The following is an 18,974-nucleotide window of genomic DNA, read 5'->3' on the forward strand; positions in this document are numbered from 1 at the left end:
AATAGTGTATTTTTCGTTTTAGGGGGAATTTTATTTTGTTAGCTTGATGGCGATGGGGATATAAGTAGCAAGTTTTCCTTTTTTCGTATATGGTTTTACTTGTTCTAACAACTGTTGTAAGTTGTTTGTTTCAATGCACTGCATAGTACCAACGCTCCTATTTTGAATTAACTAAGTTTACTTTTCCCGATATGCTCGGAAATAAATAATAACATGAAAAAGTGGAATGATAAAACGAAAGTTCAATGTGCTATAATAGGTCTTTCGTTTCGAGTATTCTGTATTTTAAAAAGGAGAATTTTCCTTTTATATAACAGTTTGGAAATAGGAGATTTATCCATAAAAAATTCAAAAATAAAAACTACACATCTATACAACTATATGTTATTATGGTTATGTAAATAGAAAGCGTTTTCTAAGGCGTACTTATAATGATAACGATTTCATAAATTTGATAGGGGGAATTAAAATGTTGCAGTTTTTACAACGTATTGGTAAAGCGTTAATGCTTCCAATCGCCGTACTACCAGCAGCAGGATTATTGCTTCGTTTAGGGCAACCAGATGTATTTGATATTCCTGTTATGGCACAGGCCGGTGCAGCAGTTTTTGATAATTTAGCACTCATTTTTGCAATTGGTATTGCAATCGGTCTTTCAGTTGATGGTAGTGGTGCAGCAGGTCTTGCAGGTGCAATTGGTTATCTAGTTATGAAAAACAGTATTGATGCACTTAGTAAGGGATATTCTACTGTAGAATTACAAGATAAATTAGGCAAAGTTCAAGATTTAATAGGTAATAGCGCTAATGTAGATCCATCTAAGCTTGCAGATACAATGACACAAGTATCTAAGGCAGCCGAATTATCGACTAAAGTGGATATGAAAGTTTTAGGTGGTATCATTGTCGGTGTTATAGCGGGACTTCTTTATAATAAATTCCATAAGATTAAACTTCCAGAATGGTTAGGGTTCTTTGCTGGAAAACGTTTCGTCCCAATTGTTACATCGGTTGTGATGTTACTATTAGGAATTCTATTCGCACAAATTTGGCCAGCAATTCAAAATGCTATCGATGCATTAGCTCATGGAATTGTTAATCTAGGGGCAGTTGGTTCAGGTCTATTTGGTTTATTAAACCGTCTATTAATTCCAATCGGTTTACATCACGTAATGAACACATACTTCTGGTTCGTACTTGGTGACTTTACAAATGCAGCAGGTAATGTTGTAAATGGTGATATTGCTCGCTTCCTTGCAGGAGATAAAACAGCGGGTATGTTTATGACTGGTTTCTTCCCAGTTATGATGTTCGGTTTACCAGCAGCATGTTTCGCAATGATTGCGGCTGCTAAACCAGAAAAACGTAAAATGGTTACAGGTATGTTAGGTGGTCTAGCATTAACTTCATTCTTAACTGGTATTACAGAACCAATTGAATTCTCATTCATGTTCTTATCACCAGTATTATATGGTATTCATGCTGTATTAACAGGTCTGTCTCTATTCATTACAACAACACTTGGCATTCACGATGGTTTCACATTTAGTGCCGGTGCAATCGATTACTTCTTAAACTTCGGTATTGCAACAAAACCAGTATTACTTGCGGGAGTCGGTTTAATTTACGCAGTAATTTATTTCGTTGTATTCTACTTCTTAATTAAGAAGTTCGATTTGAAAACTCCTGGTCGTGAAGACGAAGAGGAAGTAGCTGAAGGTGAAGAAGCTCCAGTTGCAGGTTCAATTGGTGAAACTTACGTAGCGGCTTTAGGTGGAAAAGAAAACTTAACAGTTATTGATAACTGTGCAACACGTCTACGCTTACAAGTAAAAGATGCTGGTCAAGTAAATGAAGCAGCATTAAAACGTGCTGGTGCAAAAGGTGTTATGAAATTAAGTAATACAAGTGTACAAGTTATCGTAGGTACAAATGTTGAATCTGTTGCCGATGATATGAAAAAACACGTATAAATAATGAGATAAGAGGATGTCCAAAAAGATTGATAACATCAATTTTTTAGAGGATATCCTCTTTTTTTTGTTAACAATTTAACGGGAATCTTACTTTTGTAAATTTTCTTTTTCTTTTTTGTATATATAGGTTGGTAATATGTGCAGTGCGTGATAAAGTAGGGATGATATAGAATGGTTTATCCATAATCTACTAAAAAAAATCTTTAGTAGAGGAATTAAATTATTGGTGAGTAAGGGGAAAAAAGCAATTATGGATCAGGAAAAAAATAATGCGAATGGGAAAGCACGTCGGCCGATTGTATACATAAAAAGAACAATCATTCTCGTCTTACTATTATCACTTGTATATTTCATGTATACAAAAATTGTTGCGCATAATAAGAAAGAAGAAACTTTAAAAGCGGCAGCAGAAATGAAGAAACAAGAAGAGCTAAAAAAGAAAGAAGAAAAAAAGAAACAAGAAGTACAGAAGCAAAAACAAAAAGAGCAGGAAGAACAAGTGAAGCAAGCGCAAGCTGCGGAACAGCCTGCTGAAGGACCACCTCAAGAAATTAATGAAAACGCTCAATTAGATCAATATTTACAGAGCACTGGATTTAGCGGAACAGCTGTTATTGTGAAGAACGGAAAAGTTCTTGTGAATAAAGGATATGGTATGGCGAATAAAGAGAAACAAGTACCGAATAATTCAGAGACGACTTTTTATATTGGTTCTATTTCAAAGGCGTTTGTAGCAACTGCTATTATGCAATTGAAAGATCAAAATAAATTACAAGTAGAAGATACTGTTGCGAAGTATATTCCAGATTTTCCACAAGGTAATAATATTCAGCTAAAACATCTATTAACACATACATCAGGGATTCCCGAATATGAGCAGGGAAAAGAAGATATTTCTCATGAAGAACTGATAAAGCGGATAGGAAATCAAAAGCGTATTGGTGGTCCAGGAGAGAAGTGGAAGTATTCTGATTCGAACTACTCTATACTTGCTTATATTGCAGAGAAGGTAAGTGGGCAGTCACTCGAAGAATATATTAAACAACATATTTTTGCCACTGCCGGTATGAAACATTCTGGCTTTGGCACAGCGTTAGAACAAACAAGATTCCCATCAACGGGTTATAAAATAGTAAATAATAATATGACAACACCTAATATTCCAAGCATGTCACAACTATATGGTTGTGGTGATATATATACGAGTGCACATGATTTATATTTATTTAACGAAGCGTTATACTCTGGAAAGTTAATTTCAAAAGCGAGTTACGATCAAATGTTTACAGCTGTGAAAAAGGATTACGGATTTGGCTGGTACGTAGACCCAGGAAGCTATTCGAATCACGGTGTAATGCCAGGTTGGAATTGTTTAAATGGATTTAGTAAAAATGGTAGTGTGTATGTTGTTTTATTATCTAACATTCAAAACAACATTAAATCATTTGGTAAAGTGAATAATGACATTTATACGATGTTGCGAAATATTGAAGTGTAAAAAACTATCCTTTTGGATAGTTTTTTTTTGCCCTGAAACAAATATTTCTTTTAGAAAATGTATGCCTTACCTATCACAAAAATATCTATTTTGTATACATTAAGATGTATGGATGTAAAATTTTATAATCTAAAAATAATAGGAGGAGAAGTGTATGTGTCTGTTCAGAAAATATTGGCATAAATTATCAAGATTGTTTAATAGACAATTAAGCTATTTTTTAGATGATAAATTATTGCCTGCTGTGGAACGACTTTTATTTTCGCAAAACTTTGCAAGGTTTATTCAAAGAAACTCTAAGCAAGCTACGGAAGAATTTATAAAATCAAGCCAATTTCAATCTATTATTTGTAACATTTTAAAAGAATGCAATACATCACCTTTTAAAGAAATTGCAAAGCAGTATTTAGGTAAAAACGTTGAAATTACGGTGACAGTTGGACAATTAACAGGTGTGATTGTAGCAGTTGGTGATGATTTCTTAACATTGCAAGAAGGTATAGGAACTGAAGTTTTATTACCATTTACAAGTATTATATCAATAAAAGAAGCGTAAGAAAGGAGACTTATATATGTTATTTACTGATGAATTGCGTAACCATGTTGGTGAGTTAGTGCAAGTTGTTACAGCTGTAGAAATTGTTGCAGGCATTCTGTTATCTGTGACGGATGGGGCAGTAAGTGTTCGTACTTCTCCTTTTTATGGACCACCGGAAGATGTAATCGTGCGTACTCCTATTATTGCTTATGTTCGCTTGGAAGGGTAAGTGTGATACAAGTATGAGAGTATCAGTTGTTATTCCAGCGCACAATGAAGCGAGTACTTTATCACAAGTTTTAGTAGAAGTGGAGAAGCTCAAGCCTTACGAAATTATTGTAGTAGATAATGGCTCGACAGATGGAACGAAAGACATAGCGTTACAACATCATTGTCACGTGATTTATTATAAACATTCTCTTGGCAATGATGTTGGACGGGCTATTGGGGCTAGAGAAGCAAAAGGTGAAATTGTTTTGTTTTTAGATGGTGATATTGTTATTGATAGTAAAGAGTTACAACGTTTCGTGAAAGGAATTCGACAAGGGCATCAAATTGTTGTGAATAATTTAACATGGTCGGTTTATTTAAAGATGAGACCACATTATACGACAGTTGGAAAGTTCATGTTGAATCGCTATTTGAATAAAAAAGAGCTTGTTGTTGGATCTTTAATCGCAATTCCACATGCGATGAGCAGGGAAGTTATCGAGAAACTTGGGTGGTGGAATTTAGCAGATCCAGCACTATTTCAAGCGATAGCGATGTCTAGAGGAGTAGATATTGTTGATACGGCTTCGGTCGATGTAATTCACACAAATAAGGTTCGTCCTGTGCATACAGGAACATCACCTGGTTCTCCTTATCCGAAAGCGACTAGCCGTATTATGGGTGATCATTTACGTGCTTTGCAATATGTAATCGAAACATATGGTAAACGCGGCGGTTTTTCGGAGGGAAACAGGGATAGGGAGTTTATAGGGAACTATAAACCAGTTGTATTAAAGAAGGAAAAAGCGAAATATAGTGCGATTATACCAGTGTCAGAAGAAAAAATGACGATAAGATCTGTTATACAAGAAGTGAAAAAAGCAGGGGTAGATGAAATTATTGTTGTCGCGAATGGAGCAGATTTTGAGACTGTTAAACAGGCAAAGTTAGAGAATGTTATCGTTATTGAATTCGAGGAAGCACTCGGACATAATGTAGCTCGAGCAATAGGAGCTATGCATGTCACAGCCGATATTTGTTTATTCGTTGATGGTGATTTTGTTATTCCAGCAAAAAAACTCACTCCATTTTTGCAAGCTGTTGAAGATGGAAGTGACGTGGTTTTAAATGATTTACAATGCTTATTAGATATGTTTCATCCTGCAGATCCAATTAGTATGGGGAAATATTTTGTGAATTTAGTAGCGAAAAGACCGGATTTATGGAATAACTCATTAACGGCAGTACCACATGCTATGCATAAAAGGGTAATAGAGAAAATAGGATATGACTCGCTTGTTATTCCGCCATTAGCTCAAATGAAAGCTATTTTGGAGGTTTTTTCTATTACAGCAGTAGAATTTGTAGATGTTATAAAAACCAATCGGGTACGCCCGGAGCAACATGGATTTGTAAATGGACGTATTCCGGCATTTGACCGTATTTTCGGTGATCAACTTGAGGCGATTGCTTATCTATTACAATATACAGACGAACGTGGGAGTTTTACAGATGGAGATCGCGATAGAGACACTATTCAACAATTGAGAAAGGAAGAAAAGAATACAGATGAATGCTAGTAGTAAAGTAGCTATTATTGGATTAGGGTATGTTGGTCTTCCTTTAGCAGTCCATTTTGCAGAAAGAGGACATACCGTACTTGGATTAGATAAAGATACTAGAAAAATAGAATCGATTAAAAAAGGAGAAAGTTATATTCCAGATGTTTCTTCTAAAGTGTTGCAAAGTTTATTGACTAAAAATAAATTAATAGTAAATACACCAGATAAAGGTATTACTGATTTCCAAAATAATGATTATGTTATTGTTACTGTTCCAACTCCAATTAATGAACGAAGAGAACCAGATTTAAGTGCCCTCATTTCAGCTTCGCATTATATACAACAAAACCTCCAAAAAGGACAAACCTTCATTTTTGAAAGTTCCACATATCCAGGCACACTTGAGGAAGTTATTATTCCTATTATTTCTCAAGCTGGCCAAAAGGTAGGAGAAGATTTCTATATCGGATATTCTCCTGAGAGAATTGATCCAGCAAATAGCCAATATTCAGTTCAATCTATTCCAAAAGTTATTAGTGGACAAACAGAAAAGTGTAAACAAAAAGTACAGGATTTATATAGTACCATTTTTGACGTAGTTGTACCTGTTAGTTCGCCGAAAGTAGCAGAGATGTGTAAGCTATTTGAAAATATTCAGCGCTTAGTTAACATCTCTTTAGTAAATGAGTTAAACACATTATGTGAAAGTTTAGGGATTGATTTTTATGAGGCCATTGAAGCGGCATCTACAAAACCGTTTGGATTTACTCCGTATTGGCCAGGACCAGGGATAGGGGGGCACTGTATTCCCGTAGACCCTTTATATTTTCAATGGAGAATAAAAAAGAATGGGGCAATTAGTCAATTAATTGAGGCGGCACATGTAATTAATGAAGAAATGCCAGAGAAAATAGTCCGGAAAGTAAAGGGCATGGTACAATCACCCGGACTAGTTTTAATTGTAGGAATCGCATATAAGAAAGATGTAAATGATTTGAGAGAATCACCGGCTTTGCCAATTATTCAATTACTAATAAAAGAAGGATACGAGATAAAATACCATGATTCATATATTTCTTCCGCGGAAATTGGAGATAAGGTGTATCAATCTGTTGCTTTGGATGAACAAACATTTAAAGAGGCAGGTTGTATTTTAATTTTAACTGACCACTCTAATATCGATTGGAAGCTTTTTAAAGGAATGAACCGAGTAATAGATACACGGGGAATTATAAAGAAGGTGAGTGTATGAGTAAGAAATGTTTAATTACAGGTGGGGCCGGATTTATTGGATCTCATTTAGCTGAAGAGTTGGTGAGAAGGGGTTATGAAGTCACGATTGTGGATAACTTCTATAAAGGGAAAAATAAGTATCATAATGAGCTAATGAAAGAGATTCGGGTTATTCCAATAAGTGTTTTAGACAAAAACTCTATTTATGAATTAGTAAATCAACATGATGTAGTGTTTCATTTAGCAGCAATTTTAGGTGTTAAAACGACAATGGAAAAAAGTATAGAGCTCATTGAAACGAATTTTGACGGAACGAGAAACATTTTACAAGCAGCATTAAAAGGAAAGAAGAAAGTAGTTTTTGCATCTACTTCAGAAGTATATGGTAAGGGCAAACCGCCTTTCTCAGAAGAAGGGGATCGATTGTACGGGGCAACTTCTAAAATTCGTTGGAGTTATGCAGTTTGTAAAACGTTAGAAGAAACATTATGTTTAGGATACGCATTAGAAGGCTTACCTGTAACGATTGTTCGTTATTTTAATATTTATGGTCCAAGAGCGAAAGATGGTCCATATGCAGGGGTAATCCCACGATTTATCCGTGCAGCTTTGCAAGGAGAAGACATTCTCGTATATGGAGATGGAAAGCAGACACGTTGCTTTACGTATGTGAGTGATGCGGTAGAAGCAACAATTCGGGCAATGGATGAGAAGGTAAATGGTGAGATTATTAATATAGGTTCTGAGAATGAACAGAGTATAAAAGAAGTAGCAGAAACAATTAAAAAACTAACGAAATCTTCTTCGAAAATTGTACAAGTTCCTTTTGAGGAAGTATATCCACATGGCTTTGAAGAAATTCCAAATAGAAGGCCGAACGTAACGAAGTTAAGAGAACTTGTTCAATTTCAAGCGACAGTAACGTGGGAACAAGGATTGAAAGAAACTATTAAATGGTTTCGTGAAGAAAACAATGGCTAAGTCGCTATCAGTTATTATTCCTGCAAGTAATGAAGTAGATACGATTTCAGACGTTATTCAATCGGTAAAACCGTTAAATCCAGTAGAGATTATTGTAATAGCAAATGGTTGTAACGATGGTACAGAAGAGGTTGCTGATCGGTTAGGATGTAAAATAATTAGGCATAAAGAACTATTAGGAAACGATGTTGGGCGTGCAGTTGGCGCAAAACATGCAATAGGTGATGTATTACTATTTATAGATGGGGACTTTGCTATTCCAACTTCCAAATTACAATTGTTTCTTAATCCAATTTTACATGACCAGACTGACATCGTTTTAAATAATTTGGACGCATTGTTTTTAAAGAAACAAAAACCTCATTCCGTTACAGTGTGGCGTCAAATATTAAATGCAATGTTAGAGCGTGAAGAATTAAAAATAGATTCTTTATTATCTGTACCTCATGCGTTGACGAAAGAAGTCGTCCAAAGTATTGGATATGAATGTTTAGTTAATCCTATTGTAGCTCATTTACGTATAGCACAAAGTAAATGGAGAATTAGCCGTCATTGTGCTATTGATGTTATCACGCCAAATAAATTTCGACCGATTGAACATGCTGCATATGGCACGAGCCTTTCTCAATCTGAAAAACGAATGATAGGTGATCATATAGAAGCAGTTGCAGAACGAATAGTAAGTAGTGATACACGCGGAGGATATTATGATGGAAATAGGAAAAGGAATAGCGTCTATCATACTTTAAGTTTTGAAGATTTTTATCAAGGCTGGGGCGTTACATCCAATTTGTATAAAGGAAAGCAACTATCGGTTGTTATTCCTGTACAAAATGAAGAGAAAACAATTGGAAACGTTATAGAAGAGCTTCGTAAAATTGAACCTTTTGAAATCATCGTAGTCGTAAATGGTTCGTCAGATAAAACAGCAACGATTGCAAAAGACAAAGGCGCAACAACAATTGTATATAAAGAAGCCCTTGGAAACGATGTAGGGCGTTCACTTGGAACTTATTTTGCAAAAGGAGAAATTGTGTTATTTATAGATGGTGATTTTGTTATTCCAGCTAGTGAGTTATATCCTTTTACAAAAGCTATAGCAGATGGAAAGGACGTCGCATTAAATGATTTAAATCATTATTTAGATTTAAGAGTACCACTTCATCTTGTAACTGCATTTAAGTATGCACTAAATTTAGCTTGTGATAGAAAGGATTTAGGGGTAGGCTCACTTATTGCGGTACCTAATGCATTTAGCCACAAGTGTTTGAAAGCAATTGGATATAAATCTTTATTGTCACCTTGTGTAGCACAAGTGAAGGCTCTTCTTTCTGGATTTGAAATTGCATGTGTATGTCGTGTTGAGGTTGATAAGATGAACCGTATTCGTCCCAGTGAACATTTTGCAAAAATAGGTCATCCTCCAGCTGTACTTCGAATTATAGGTGATCATATAGAAGGACTAGAGCAAATAATTGCATTAACAGACAATCGTGGCGGATTCTATGATGGCAATAGAAAAAGAGATGTTTTATAGAAGTAACAAAAAAAGTGTACAACATGTGTACACTTTTTTGTTCTGTTATAAAAACTATAACAGATTAGGAGATAAGAGTATTACAGCTCTACAATGGGTATTGTTCTTATATTACAAAATAGGACTCGTATATAAGGATACCAAAAAAATACAATTAAGGAAAGGGTTAATTTTAAAGACTTTTAAATGAAGTTAACACTATATATATAGTAGTTTGCTCAACATTTCACAAACATGTCACAACTAATTCGTTCACTTTCGTAAAAAAGTAGTATTCTAAGTGTGTAAGCTGTTATATAAAAAATCTTAGTCCTGTACTAATCAAAAATGGAGGAGATTAGGATGACTCAAGTATTAGAAAATGTTAAAAACGCATGGGAAAACTTTAAAGGTGAAAAATGGAAAGCAGAGATTGATGTTCGCGATTTCATTTTAAATAATGTAAACGTTTTCGAAGGAGACGAATCTTTCTTAGCAGAAGCAACTGAAGCAACGAAACAACTTTGGGATCAAGTAATGGATTTAACAACAAAAGAACGTGAAAACGGTGGCGTTCTTGATATGGATACAAAAATTGTTTCTTCTATTACATCACATGACCCAGGATACTTAAATAAAGATATTGAAAAAGTAGTCGGTTTCCAGACTGATAAACCATTCAAACGTTCTTTACAACCATATGGTGGTATTCGTATGGCAGAACAAGCTTGTGAATCTTATGGATACGAAATGGATAAAGAACTTAGTCGTATTTTTAGAGATTGGAGAAAAACTCATAACCAAGGTGTATTTGATGCTTATACACCAGAAATGAGAAATGCACGTAAATCAGGTGTTATTACTGGTCTTCCAGATGCATACGGTCGTGGACGCATTATCGGTGACTATCGACGCGTAGCATTATATGGTATTGATCATTTAATTGAAGTGAAAAAAGCTGATTTGAATTTAACTGGTGGTGTAATGAGCGAAGATACAATGCGTTTACGCGAAGAGTTATCTGAGCAAATGCGTGCACTTCAAGAACTAAAACAAATGGCTGCTTCTCATGGTTTCGATATTTCTAAAACAGCAACAAATGCAAAAGAAGCATTCCAGTGGTTATACTTCGCATATCTTGCAGCGATTAAAGAGCAAAACGGAGCTGCAATGAGTCTTGGACGTACTTCTACATTCTTAGATATTTACATTGAAAGAGATTTAGCAAATGGTACTTTAACAGAAGAAGAAGTACAAGAAATTGTAGATCACTTCATTATGAAATTACGTCTTGTGAAATTCGCAAGAACACCTGATTATAATGAATTATTCTCTGGTGACCCAACTTGGGTAACTGAATCTATCGGTGGTATGGCATTAGATGGTCGTCCATTAGTAACAAAGAACTCATTCCGTTTCTTGCATACATTAGATAATTTAGGACCAGCTCCAGAACCGAATTTAACAGTTCTTTGGTCTAAACAATTACCAGAGAACTTTAAAAACTACTGTGCGAAAATGTCCATCAAAACATCAGCAATTCAATATGAAAATGATGACATTATGCGTGCTGATTACGGAGATGATTACGGAATTGCTTGTTGTGTATCTGCAATGAGAATCGGTAAACAAATGCAGTTCTTTGGAGCTCGTGCAAACTTAGCGAAAGCATTATTATATGCGATTAACGGTGGTAAAGATGAAAAATCAAAAGCACAAGTTGGTCCTGAGTACGCACCAATTACTTCTGAAGTATTAAATTATGAAGAAGTTATGCATAAGTTTGATATGACAATGGAATGGTTAGCGGGTCTATATTTAAATACATTAAATGTTATCCATTACATGCATGATAAATATAGCTATGAACGTATTGAAATGGCACTTCATGATACAAATGTTCTTCGTACAATGGCAACAGGTATCGCGGGTCTATCTGTAGTAGCAGACTCATTAAGTGCAATTAAATACGCACAAGTAAAACCAATCCGTGATGAAAATGGTATTGCGGTGGACTTCGAAATTGAAGGAGACTTCCCTAAATACGGTAACAATGATGATCGTGTAGATGAGATCGCTGTAAATCTCGTGAAAACATTTATGAATAAACTTCGTAAACATAAAACATATCGTAATTCCGTTCATACAATGTCAATTTTAACTATTACATCTAACGTTGTATATGGTAAGAAAACAGGTAACACTCCAGATGGACGCCGTACTGGAGAACCATTTGCACCAGGTGCAAATCCAATGCATGGACGTGATACAAAAGGTGCATTAGCTTCATTATTATCTGTAGCTAAATTACCATATGAAGATGCACAAGATGGTATTTCTAATACATTCTCTATCATTCCAAAAGCACTTGGTAAAGAAGATGATGTACAAGTACGTAACTTAGTATCTATGCTTGATGGCTATGCAGTAAAAGAAGGCCATCACTTAAATATTAACGTATTTAATCGTGAAACATTAATGGATGCAATGGAACATCCTGAGAAATATCCACAATTAACAATTCGCGTATCTGGTTACGCTGTAAACTTTATTAAATTAACTCGTGAACAACAAATTGATGTAATTAACCGTACAATGCATGAAAGCATGTAAATGAAAAAAGTATCCCTTCGCTTTTAATATATAGCGAAGGGAGGCTGTTTCAATAAAGGAGGAAGTAACATGGTAAAAGGAAGAATACATTCTGTAGAGTCTTGTGGTACTGTTGATGGCCCAGGGATTCGTTATGTCATATTTACACAAGGGTGTTTATTACGTTGTCAATATTGTCATAATGCGGATACGTGGGAAATCGGTAAAGGTAAAGAAATAACAGTTGAAGAAGTGATGCAGGATGTGACATGTTACCTTCCATTTATTGAAGCCTCCGGAGGCGGTATAACAGTTAGCGGTGGAGAACCATTATTACAGCTAGACTTTTTAATTGAGTTGTTTAAAAAGTGTAAAGAGGCTGGTATCCATACAACAATCGACTCTTCTGGTGGTTGTTATTCTGAGGAACCAGAATTCCAAAATAAGCTAGATATTTTAATGGATTATACAGATTTAGTTTTATTGGATTTGAAACATATTGATTCCAAAAAGCATCGTAAATTAACAGGGAAACCAAATGAACATATTTTACAATTTGCTCGTTATTTATCGGATAAGAATAAACCGATTTGGGTACGACACGTATTAGTCCCCGGTGTTACGGATAATGAAGAGGATCTACAAAAACTATCTAGCTTTATTCAAAGTCTGTCTAATGTTCAAAAAGTTGAAGTGTTACCATATCATAAGCTTGGTGTATATAAATGGGAGGCGCTTGGACACAAGTACCCACTCGCAAATGTAGAACCACCTACTGAGAAAAATGTAGAACATGCTAAACATATTTTACAAGCGGTCTAATCCAAATATTGGATTAGGCTTTTTGCTTTCTTTACAATAAAATCTAGAGTATATATTGATAAAAGAGTATACTGAAAGTAGAATATCCATAATTTTGTACGGAATAAGTGGAGAAATTTACATAATTGTAAAGGGAAATCAAAATAGTAAAAAGAATTAAGAAGTAAAAGAGTGAGTATCATGGAATAGAGAACATTTGTAAGTTATTGCGAAAGCTCTTATAGGAAAGTATAATGTAAAGATATGAGCACAGATAGGATTAAGGGGTCAATCTTATATGCTTTGCATATCCACGACAGGTACATAGCTGAAAAGGGAATTATTAGAATCTGTTTATGTAATTTTTAAGGAAAATGTTTTTCCTATTGTCGTATATGCAATATGGAGAAACAAAAAGCTAGGAGTGGATTTGTTTGATAAAAAACCCCAAGGTTTTAATATTAACTGCACATTACGGTAATGGTCATGTGCAAGTAGCAAAAACATTAGAACAAACATTTCGCCAAAAAGGAATTGAAGATGTTATTGTATGCGACTTGTTTGGAGAATCACATCCATTTATAACTGACATTACAAAATATCTATATTTAAAAAGTTATACAATAGGAAAAGAATTATATCGTTTGTTTTATTACGGGGTAGAAAAAATTTATGATAAGAAAATAGCATCTTGGTATGCGAACTTTGGAAGAAAACGTTTGAAAACACTGTTACAGGTGGAGAAACCAGATATTGTAATTAATACATTTCCAATTATCGCGGTACCAGAATTGAAGAAACAAACAGGGATTTCAATTCCTGTCTATAACGTATTAACGGATTTTTGCGTGCACAAAATATGGATTCATCGAGAAGTAGATCGTTATTTTGTTGCAACGGATCACGTGAAAGAATTGATGGTTGATATCGGTGTACCTGCGGAACAAATTGTTGAAACAGGAATTCCAATTCGGAGTAGTTTTGAGTTAAAGGTAAATTCAGACATCATATATAATAAATATCAGTTATGTAAGAATAAAAAGATTTTACTAATTGTAGCAGGTGCTCATGGGGTATTAGGAAATGTAAAAGAACTATGCCAATCATTTATGTCAGTGCCCAATTTACAAGTAGTTGTCGTTTGTGGAAAAAATGAAGCTTTAAAACAGGATTTATTAAGTTTACAGAAGCAAAATTCCGATGCATTAAAAGTGTTTGGGTATGTTGAAAATATTGATGAATTATTCCGTGTTACTTCTTGTATGATTACGAAGCCAGGCGGAATAACATTAAGTGAAGCAGCAGCGTTGCAAGTACCTGTCATTTTATATAAGCCTGTTCCAGGACAAGAAAATGAAAATGCGATGTACTTTGAAAAAAAAGGAGCAGCAGTTGTCATTCGCGATGATAGTGAGGTTTTTGCAAAAACAGAGGCATTATTACAAGATGATGTGAAGCTTCTTCAAATGAAAGAAGCAATGAAAAGCATCTATCTTCCAGAGCCAGCTGGTCATATTGTAGATGCAATTTTGGCAGAAAATCATGCAGAACCGCGCCATATACCAATTAAATCACCTGCTCTTGCACAATCTTTTACTTAATATGAAACCCTCTTTGTATATATAAAGAGGGTTCTTTATTATTTTCAAAGAAAATTTAGCCACTTATCCACAAAAGGATTGCGCTTTCATTAAACAGTAAAGTCGGAATATTAACAACTATATCCACATTGTCCACAATTTTTAGAAAAATATCCACAATTAAAACAGTCGATATATGCTTGAATATAGAAAGATATTAAATGTTTTCGAAAATTATTAACAATTCCATCAGTTTTGTGGATAAAGTTGTCCACAGCAAAAAGTACCCTAATGCATAAGGGTACTTTTTGCTTACTTCTATCAGTCGAGAAAATTATGTAATGAAAATGAATAATTAGGGGGGAAACTTCTAATTATTCATTTTCACTTTAAATGCTTTTCGAGCGATATCCTGCTGCACGATCTGCTTTTTGAAATTCGCGTTGATAGAGAACTTCTTGTGTACTAGATAATGTATTTTTTGCTTTATCACGTTTCTTTTTATCCATTACAAATCACCTCGTGTCTTAAAGTTACTATTTATCGTTTCCAAAGACATGAGGGGATATACGCATATGGAAAAATGTTAATGATTGATTATCATTTCAGAAAATTTAGATTATGCTTCTTTTAATTGATGAGCATCTTGGAAGGTTGTATCTCGCATTGTAGCAAGTGTGTATTGATCTTTTGGAATTTCATATAAGTTATAGACTTCTTCGTTTGCGTTAATTTCATCATATACGGCTTTTCTTGTTTCATTTGCTAGATTTACATATTGCAGTTTTTCTGCAGCTTTAATAGAACGAATATTTATTTTACGAATACGCATGAAGATTGTTTCAATATCTAATTCATAGAAAAGTTCACTAAAAAATGAATCTTTCGCTAATTTATTATAGCCTTTTCCATGATATGGTTTGCCAAGCCATGTCCCGAGAAATCCAGCTTTTTCTTGCACATCAAATAAAGTAATTGTTCCGATAGGGTTACCCCATTCATCTAAAATTGTGCGTGAAATTAATTCACCACGCTCTTCAGCTTCAATCGTTTGTTTCGTTAAGAATAAATATTCTTCATAAGAATAAGCCTTTTGACGCACAAAAGGGAAGACAGCTGGGTCCACCATTAACTCGTATAGAACGTGGCTGTCGTGTAAGTCGCGTTTTTTCAACATACTAACTCCTCCTCACACGAGGGTAGCATGACGAAAAAACACCCCACCCTCGAAATTTTTATATCAATCTTTAAAAAATTTCGGGGTGGGAATCGAACCCACTAGAACCAGTTTCTAACGCTGGTGGCGCACCATTTGCCTTCCCCATTCATCAATTTGAAAATGATAATCACGACACAAATTGATTATGGTTTCATTCAGTTTATAATCGTATAATACTTTATCTAGTCAAAAAAATAAACTAGTTTTTTTTATTTTTTTTGTAAATTATTTTTCCATCAATCATAGTTAGTACAGGCTTGGCTAAATAATGGAAAGGATGATGAGTCCATAACACGAGATCGGCGTCTTTTCCAACCTCGATGCTTCCAATTCTATCCTCTAAACGCAAATTTCGCGCTGGGAATATGGTGATTCCTTCTAGTGCTGTTTTCTCGTCTAACCCTTCTCTTACTGCGACAGCAGCACAAATATTTAAATATTGAATGGGTGTATAAGGATGGTCTGTTGTTATAGAAACTTCCACACCATTTTTGGATAATATATGGTAAGTATCCCATGTCTTGTTTTTTAGTTCGATTTTAGAACGGCGTGTCAGAGTGGGACCAACTGAAACCTTCAAATTGTGTTTCGAAAGCTCTTCAACAAGAAAGTGTCCTTCTGTACAATGTTCAATACGTAGATCGAGGTTGAATTCCGTTGCAAAGCGTAGCGCAGAACTAATATCATCTGCTCTGTGAGCGTGGATACGTACGGGTATTTCACGACGTAATGCTTTTAAAATAGGAAGCATTCGAAAATCAGCTTCGTGCCCGTAGTGTTGTGCTTCATAGAATGATTCCCGAAGTAACCCCATAATCCCCATACGTGTTATGGATTCTTTTGTTCCATTACTATGGACTTTTTTAGGGTTTTCTCCAAAGGCAATCTTTAAACCAGCAGGTTCTTGAATAATCATATGATCAATACAAGTTCCAGCTGTTTTTATTACACAAGTAGTACCCCCGATAATATTTTGACTGCCAGGCATAACGTGAACGGTTGTAATTCCATTTTGTACAGCGTCTTGAAAGGCGATATCGAGAGGATGGATTCCATCTAAAGAACGAATATGTGGTGTTGAAACTTCAGATGTTTCATTGGCATCATTTCCAGCCCAACCAGTACCTTCATCATAGAGACCAAGGTGAGTATGGACATCAATAAAGCCAGGTAAGAGATGGAGTGCTCGTGCATCTATAACGGTCATATCTTGAGTAGGTTGAATAAAAGGTTTGACCTCGGTAATTCGCTCTCCTGTAACGAGTACATCGCCTTGAAACTTTGGAGATGTAATAGGGTATACAATGGCTTGTTTGAGCAATATTTTCATAGGTACCTCATTTCTGTTACTTTATAATGCTAATGGAAGTTAAGGGAAAGTAACTGAAAGGTTATTTGTATGGTAATGCTTCGGATCCTAGAAAATGAAAGTTTTAAAAGGGCCCATGTAAAATTGTGTTTTAGAAGTACTACATTGTATGCGAAAGTATATTTTGTAATGCATGGTCTATTGCCGGAAATGTGTATTGGTATCCATGTTTAATTGCTTTACTAGGTAATACGTGTTGCCCTTCTAGTACAAGTATGCTCATCTCACCTAATAAGGCGTGAAGCATAAATGAAGGGACAGGCAGCCAATGTGGTTTTCTCGTTGCAGCAGCGATGGTCTTTCCAAATTCCTTCATTCTTATAGGTGTTGGTGCTGTCATATTAAGAGGGCCATCAATTTCTTTTTTGTGTATGATGAAATCCATCATACGAACGACATCGTCTATATGAATCCATGATAACCATTGCTTCCCAGAACCAATGGTGCCGCCGATATAGAATTGATAGGGAAGTAACATTTTTGGCAAGGCTCCGCCATCTGCACCTAATACAACTCCAAATCTTGTGTAAATTGTTCTTATTCCGAGAGAAAATGCTTTAGCTGCTTCTTGCTCCCATAAAAATACTGTTTCTGCTAAAAAGTCATTTCCGGGAGTTTCTTGTTGCTCAGTAAAAGACTCTATTTCAGATGTTCCGTAGTATCCAATAGCACTTGCATTAATAAATGTATGTGGTTTTGTATGGAGTGCCTGTAATTGTTTAATGATTCCTTTTGTTGTTTGAATTCTACTGTTTAAAATGGCTTTCTTTTGTTTCTTTGTCCATCTACTATTAATAGACTCTCCGGCTAGATTAATAACGACATCAATAGAAGAGAGGGGGAAGGTTTGTAAATCTGGTGTCCATTGAACATACTGAAGGTTAGGAGCGGAAGTTTTAGTAGTTTTTTTTCGTGTGAGGATGTAAACAGTATATCCTTTTTGAACAAAAAAAGTAGAAAGATATTTACCGATAAAGCCTGTACCACCAGAAATTGCGATTTTCACAAGTATTTCCTCCTCATTATATATATTCTTGAAAAGAAAAAATGTTCCTCGACTATGTTAAAATAATAGTGAGGTGAGAGTATGGCTGTCATTACAAAAATAGAAGTACAAAAACGATCGAAAGAACGATTTAATATTTATATTGATAAAGGTCAAGGCGAAGAGTACGGGTTTAGTGTGGATCAAGTAATCTTAATGAAACATGGATTACAAAAAGGCTTAGAAATTGATGAAATAGAGTTAGGAAATATTTTGTACAATGAAGAGGTACAAAAAGCATATTTACAAGCAATCTCCTATTTATCCTATCAAATGAGAACAAAACAAGAAATAGAAGATTTTTTACGAAAAAAAGAAGTGGGACAGGCCATCATCTCTGAAGTCGTTTCGAAATTATTACATGACCGATATATTAATGATAAAGAGTACGCTGTTTTATATACGCGAACGCAAAGTAATGTGAATCGAAAAGGTCCAACTGTTATTAAAAGAGAGTTGTTAAATAAAGGTGTTCAAGATTTAATTATTATGCATAGTTTACAAGAATATCCGAAGGAAAAGCAAATTGAGAATGCCTTGTTTCTCATAGAAAAGAAGAAAAAATCTTATCAAAAGCATTCTTTTTTACAAATGAAGCTAAAGTTAGATGAGATGCTTGTTCGAAAAGGATATTCTAGAGAAGTAATTCAAATTTGTTTGGAAGAATTGAAAGACGAAAGAGATGACGAAAAGCAACAAGAAGCGTTACACTATCATGGGAATAAATATTATGAGAAATATAAGAAGCATGATGGATGGACATTTGAAAACAAGATGAAACAAGCGTTATATCGAAAAGGATTCTCTATCGATGAGATAGAGATATTTTTACAAATGAAACGTGAAGAGGGATGA

At 34.9% G+C, this 18,974-nt stretch carries 17 protein-coding genes and 1 pseudogene; 14 read left to right on the forward strand and 4 right to left on the reverse strand.

The genetic code is table 11. The annotated features are described in order from the left end of the window. Positions 1–213 precede the first annotated feature (213 nt). The 13 genes and pseudogenes from ACODS7_RS19355 (at position 214) to ACODS7_RS19415 (ending at position 14,507) form a co-directional block, all read left to right on the forward strand. Positions 214–328, forward strand: a pseudogene (locus tag ACODS7_RS19355) (transcriptional regulator). 141 nt (positions 329–469) lie between these two features. Then, positions 470–1,972 carry an N-acetylglucosamine-specific PTS transporter subunit IIBC gene (nagE, locus tag ACODS7_RS19360; RefSeq protein ID WP_043935353.1) on the forward strand — a complete coding sequence of 501 codons (1,503 nt, stop codon included), beginning with the start codon at positions 470–472 and terminating at the stop codon, positions 1,970–1,972. Between the two features lie 253 nt (positions 1,973–2,225). After that, positions 2,226–3,473: a serine hydrolase domain-containing protein gene (locus tag ACODS7_RS19365; RefSeq protein WP_048563993.1), complete on the forward strand. Its 1,248-nt coding sequence runs from the start codon at positions 2,226–2,228 to the stop codon at positions 3,471–3,473. A gap of 154 nt (positions 3,474–3,627) precedes the next feature. Beyond that, positions 3,628–4,029, forward strand: coding sequence for an LSm family protein (locus ACODS7_RS19370; protein ID WP_048563992.1), 402 nt, complete (start codon positions 3,628–3,630; stop codon positions 4,027–4,029). Positions 4,030–4,045: 16 nt separating this feature from the next. Continuing rightward, positions 4,046–4,240: a hypothetical protein gene (locus tag ACODS7_RS19375; RefSeq protein ID WP_488827337.1), complete on the forward strand. Its 195-nt coding sequence runs from the start codon at positions 4,046–4,048 to the stop codon at positions 4,238–4,240. A 13-nt stretch (positions 4,241–4,253) separates the two neighbouring features. Next, positions 4,254–5,801: a glycosyltransferase family 2 protein gene (locus ACODS7_RS19380; protein WP_243168142.1), complete on the forward strand. Its 1,548-nt coding sequence runs from the start codon at positions 4,254–4,256 to the stop codon at positions 5,799–5,801. Then, complete coding sequence (locus ACODS7_RS19385; protein ID WP_016083630.1) at positions 5,791–7,035, forward strand: nucleotide sugar dehydrogenase; 1,245 nt, start codon at positions 5,791–5,793, stop codon at positions 7,033–7,035. The genes ACODS7_RS19380 and ACODS7_RS19385 overlap by 11 nt, the downstream gene beginning before the upstream one ends. Further along, on the forward strand, positions 7,032–7,997 hold the full coding sequence (locus tag ACODS7_RS19390) for a UDP-N-acetyl-alpha-D-glucosaminuronate decarboxylase (protein ID WP_048563989.1): 966 nt from the start codon (positions 7,032–7,034) through the stop codon (positions 7,995–7,997). The genes ACODS7_RS19385 and ACODS7_RS19390 overlap by 4 nt, the downstream gene beginning before the upstream one ends. After that, positions 7,990–9,534 carry a glycosyltransferase family 2 protein gene (locus ACODS7_RS19395; protein ID WP_048563988.1) on the forward strand — a complete coding sequence of 515 codons (1,545 nt, stop codon included), beginning with the start codon at positions 7,990–7,992 and terminating at the stop codon, positions 9,532–9,534. Before ACODS7_RS19390 ends, ACODS7_RS19395 begins: the two co-directional genes overlap by 8 nt. Further along, positions 9,503–9,724, forward strand: coding sequence for a hypothetical protein (locus ACODS7_RS19400; RefSeq protein WP_002094217.1), 222 nt, complete (start codon positions 9,503–9,505; stop codon positions 9,722–9,724). Before ACODS7_RS19395 ends, ACODS7_RS19400 begins: the two co-directional genes overlap by 32 nt. A gap of 152 nt (positions 9,725–9,876) precedes the next feature. Further along, positions 9,877–12,126, forward strand: coding sequence for a formate C-acetyltransferase (gene pflB, locus ACODS7_RS19405; RefSeq protein WP_243168143.1), 2,250 nt, complete (start codon positions 9,877–9,879; stop codon positions 12,124–12,126). Between the two features lie 69 nt (positions 12,127–12,195). Beyond that, positions 12,196–12,927: a pyruvate formate-lyase-activating protein gene (gene pflA, locus ACODS7_RS19410; protein WP_000238466.1), complete on the forward strand. Its 732-nt coding sequence runs from the start codon at positions 12,196–12,198 to the stop codon at positions 12,925–12,927. A gap of 413 nt (positions 12,928–13,340) precedes the next feature. Next, on the forward strand, positions 13,341–14,507 hold the full coding sequence (locus ACODS7_RS19415; protein WP_016083627.1) for a diglucosyl diacylglycerol synthase: 1,167 nt from the start codon (positions 13,341–13,343) through the stop codon (positions 14,505–14,507). 368 nt (positions 14,508–14,875) lie between these two features. Here ACODS7_RS19415 and ACODS7_RS19420 read toward each other — a convergent pair whose 3' ends face one another. From ACODS7_RS19420 to ACODS7_RS19435, 4 genes are all read right to left on the reverse strand, one after another. Then, a complete protein-coding gene (locus tag ACODS7_RS19420) occupies positions 14,876–14,995 on the reverse strand; it encodes a YfhE family protein (protein ID WP_000358482.1) in 120 nt (39 codons plus the stop codon). A 110-nt stretch (positions 14,996–15,105) separates the two neighbouring features. After that, complete coding sequence (locus ACODS7_RS19425) at positions 15,106–15,663, reverse strand: GNAT family N-acetyltransferase (protein WP_000914737.1); 558 nt, start codon at positions 15,661–15,663, stop codon at positions 15,106–15,108. Between the two features lie 241 nt (positions 15,664–15,904). Next, the gene (locus tag ACODS7_RS19430) at positions 15,905–17,035 is read right to left on the reverse strand and encodes an amidohydrolase (RefSeq protein ID WP_000698297.1); all 1,131 of its coding nucleotides are present in this window, start codon (positions 17,033–17,035) and stop codon (positions 15,905–15,907) included. A 139-nt stretch (positions 17,036–17,174) separates the two neighbouring features. Then, on the reverse strand, positions 17,175–18,080 hold the full coding sequence (locus ACODS7_RS19435) for a TIGR01777 family oxidoreductase (RefSeq protein WP_016083626.1): 906 nt from the start codon (positions 18,078–18,080) through the stop codon (positions 17,175–17,177). Between the two features lie 81 nt (positions 18,081–18,161). Between ACODS7_RS19435 and recX the strand changes: the two genes are divergently transcribed. Beyond that, positions 18,162–18,974, forward strand: a complete 813-nt coding sequence (recX, locus tag ACODS7_RS19440; RefSeq protein ID WP_016083625.1) for a recombination regulator RecX — start codon at positions 18,162–18,164, stop codon at positions 18,972–18,974.

The organism is Bacillus sp. FG16 (genome assembly GCF_057809515.1).

Excerpts from the sequence above, each read along its gene's own strand:
- nagE (WP_043935353.1), top strand. The coding sequence starts at position 470 with ATGTTGCAGTTTTTACAACGTATTGGTAAAGCGTTAATGCTTCCAATC.
- ACODS7_RS19365 (WP_048563993.1), top strand. The coding sequence starts at position 2,226 with ATGGATCAGGAAAAAAATAATGCGAATGGGAAAGCACGTCGGCCGATT.
- ACODS7_RS19370 (WP_048563992.1), top strand. The coding sequence starts at position 3,628 with ATGTGTCTGTTCAGAAAATATTGGCATAAATTATCAAGATTGTTTAAT.
- ACODS7_RS19375 (WP_488827337.1), top strand. The coding sequence starts at position 4,046 with ATGTTATTTACTGATGAATTGCGTAACCATGTTGGTGAGTTAGTGCAA.
- ACODS7_RS19380 (WP_243168142.1), top strand. The coding sequence starts at position 4,254 with ATGAGAGTATCAGTTGTTATTCCAGCGCACAATGAAGCGAGTACTTTA.
- ACODS7_RS19385 (WP_016083630.1), top strand. The coding sequence starts at position 5,791 with ATGAATGCTAGTAGTAAAGTAGCTATTATTGGATTAGGGTATGTTGGT.
- ACODS7_RS19390 (WP_048563989.1), top strand. The coding sequence starts at position 7,032 with ATGAGTAAGAAATGTTTAATTACAGGTGGGGCCGGATTTATTGGATCT.
- ACODS7_RS19395 (WP_048563988.1), top strand. The coding sequence starts at position 7,990 with ATGGCTAAGTCGCTATCAGTTATTATTCCTGCAAGTAATGAAGTAGAT.
- ACODS7_RS19400 (WP_002094217.1), top strand. The coding sequence starts at position 9,503 with ATGATGGCAATAGAAAAAGAGATGTTTTATAGAAGTAACAAAAAAAGT.
- pflB (WP_243168143.1), top strand. The coding sequence starts at position 9,877 with ATGACTCAAGTATTAGAAAATGTTAAAAACGCATGGGAAAACTTTAAA.
- pflA (WP_000238466.1), top strand. The coding sequence starts at position 12,196 with ATGGTAAAAGGAAGAATACATTCTGTAGAGTCTTGTGGTACTGTTGAT.
- ACODS7_RS19420 (WP_000358482.1), bottom strand. The coding sequence starts at position 14,995 with ATGGATAAAAAGAAACGTGATAAAGCAAAAAATACATTATCTAGTACA.
- ACODS7_RS19425 (WP_000914737.1), bottom strand. The coding sequence starts at position 15,663 with ATGTTGAAAAAACGCGACTTACACGACAGCCACGTTCTATACGAGTTA.
- ACODS7_RS19430 (WP_000698297.1), bottom strand. The coding sequence starts at position 17,035 with ATGAAAATATTGCTCAAACAAGCCATTGTATACCCTATTACATCTCCA.
- recX (WP_016083625.1), top strand. The coding sequence starts at position 18,162 with ATGGCTGTCATTACAAAAATAGAAGTACAAAAACGATCGAAAGAACGA.